Below are 2,198 nucleotides of genomic sequence, written 5' to 3' on the forward strand. Positions count from 1 at the left end.
ACATGCAGTGGGATAAATATTAATACAAATAATAAATTATGATACGATAGAAATAAAAAAGAAGGTGCTAGAAGTGGGATGGGATTTACAGCTAGGTGAGCTAAAAGAGGGCTATGGTACAGAGGATGATATTTGGAAAAAGCTCAATTATTTTTTCTTTGATGCCAAAACAACAACTACATATAAATACGGTTTCTTTAAAGCGTTACTCGAAAATATTTATATGACTACGCCAGAGGGCTTTATGAGTTATGACCATTTATTTTATGACTTCACTAAAATTTATTGGAATTTAGTTGTACATCATCAACTATGGCAGTCCAATACAAAAAGCAGACGCTCTGTCATTCAAGGTATTTTAGAGGATGCACAAGTAAAGTATGAAGTGCCAAAAGATTGGCGCTTTGACCGACTGCCTGAAGCGGTGCAACAAAGCATTGTGCAACAAGTTAAAAAGAATGGTAAACGTTATGTAATTGGAGCATTTTATGGAGATACAGACGGTGTATTTTATGCGTTTCATTTAAAGGACGAAACCCTACAAATGAGCTTACCTGTAGTACAGTTTTTGAAAAAATACCAACGCCTTGTAACCAATTTAACAAACTATCAACTTGCTAAGTTTTTGGAGAAGTATAACGAAGATTTTACGCAGATGTTAACGCGAGTGGAGCAAGTATCACAACGTGCTAGTCTTGAGGAGTTTCGTCGCTTATTGCAGACCAATACAGGAGATTGTTGTTTTTATTGTGGCAAAACTACGCGTCAAACCTTGCATGTTGACCATTTTATCCCTTGGGATTATGTACAAAGTGATCGCCTATGGAATTTTGTGCTCGCTTGCCCAACGTGCAATACACGCAAAAATAACCGCGTACCAGCTCCGCAGCATTTAACAGCACTCTACGCGCAAAATGCCAAACTACAGCAATTAGTGCGTATGGATTACTTCTATGCTTATAGTGAACAAAAACTACAAGAACTTTACCAATTTGCTACAAGTAATGGGTATAGGGTTTGGGAATAAATTATGTAATAAGGGGCGAGGTGGGTTTATAAACAAGGTGAAGGGATTGTATCGTCTTTTTCACTCAGATATTTTTCGATACCATTTTTGTCCATTAGTTCGCGGTAAGCGCGTAAAGTAAAGGGTTTGCTGTCACGTTTAAGGATAGAGACATCCTTGTTGTATTGTGTGCGGAAGCGTTCTTCCATTGCTTCTTGTTCAGCGTATTGGTCAGGCCAAACTTTGTAGAGTAATGCGTAGTGACCTAGCCCTCCGCGTACACAGCGCCCTGAGCAGTTGGCATGTGAGAAGCCAAGCCCATACATGCGTGGTAAATCAATGCGCCACTCGTCACGAATGATTTCCTTAGCGTTTAAGTCCTCCGTAAAGGTCTCTAGCATAGGGAAGCGTGTTTCGATTGGCTCAATCGGATTGTGTTCGTAAAAGTTTTTAAGGTTCACTGCACGGTGTGACTCATGCCCACCAATACCAAAGTAAAGGATTGGCTCTAAATTATGCTCGTCGCGTAATTCTTCTAAGAAGATAAGTGTTTGACGTACTTTAAGCTCCTCAGAACATTTTGCCATACGTGAATTACCTAGAAATTTTTGTTCGAAAAATACTTCCTCAGGTGTGCGCCCATCAATGCGGTAGGTGATGTCTAAGCCAATATACTCGGCAACTTCCTCCATAAAGCGGTAATTATCGGCATCTTCCCATAAAGTATCAGTGAAAAATAGAATGCAGTTCTCTTTACCATATTTTTGTGCAATATAGTAGGCAACATAGGCAGAGGCAGCGCCACCACTAAACATTGCGACATGTACAGGCTTACGCTCATGTGTAGCGCCCTGTGTCATAGGTACAGATAATGCACCAAGTGCCCCTTTCTTGCTAAGTTGTTTTTTTGTTTTGACTTGGTTCATATCAATCGTCATGTAAAACCCTCCTGTATACAGCAATTATAGCCCTCTTACCCCCTAATTTCATCCTCTTTTGTAAAGTTGATGATAGCTATTTATATAAGTTTATAAATTTATACCTTTAGAGGTCTGTAAGCTTTGTTAAGCTCTTTTTTTATGTAAATACATAAAATAATGTATATACTTATGGGTATATAATAAAGAGGAGGTGGAAATATTATGACGATAAATGAAATTGTAGGACGCAACGTAAAAGCCTACATTTTATT

Annotated in this window: 2 protein-coding genes; one reads left to right on the forward strand and one right to left on the reverse strand. The window is 38.7% G+C overall.

Going from position 1 to position 2,198, the window contains the following annotated elements:
• The first annotated feature begins 73 nt into the window (after positions 1-73).
• A complete protein-coding gene (locus CH76_RS13155) occupies positions 74-1,027 on the forward strand; it encodes an HNH endonuclease (RefSeq protein ID WP_036147277.1) in 954 nt (317 codons plus the stop codon).
• A gap of 26 nt (positions 1,028-1,053) precedes the next feature.
• Here CH76_RS13155 and CH76_RS13160 read toward each other — a convergent pair whose 3' ends face one another.
• Positions 1,054-1,944, reverse strand: a complete 891-nt coding sequence (locus CH76_RS13160; protein ID WP_235190408.1) for a phosphoadenosine phosphosulfate reductase family protein — start codon at positions 1,942-1,944, stop codon at positions 1,054-1,056.
• Positions 1,945-2,198: the final 254 nt, after the last annotated feature.

Source organism: Lysinibacillus sp. BF-4, from assembly GCF_000743635.1.
GTDB lineage: Bacteria > Bacillota > Bacilli > Bacillales_A > Planococcaceae > Metalysinibacillus > Metalysinibacillus saudimassiliensis.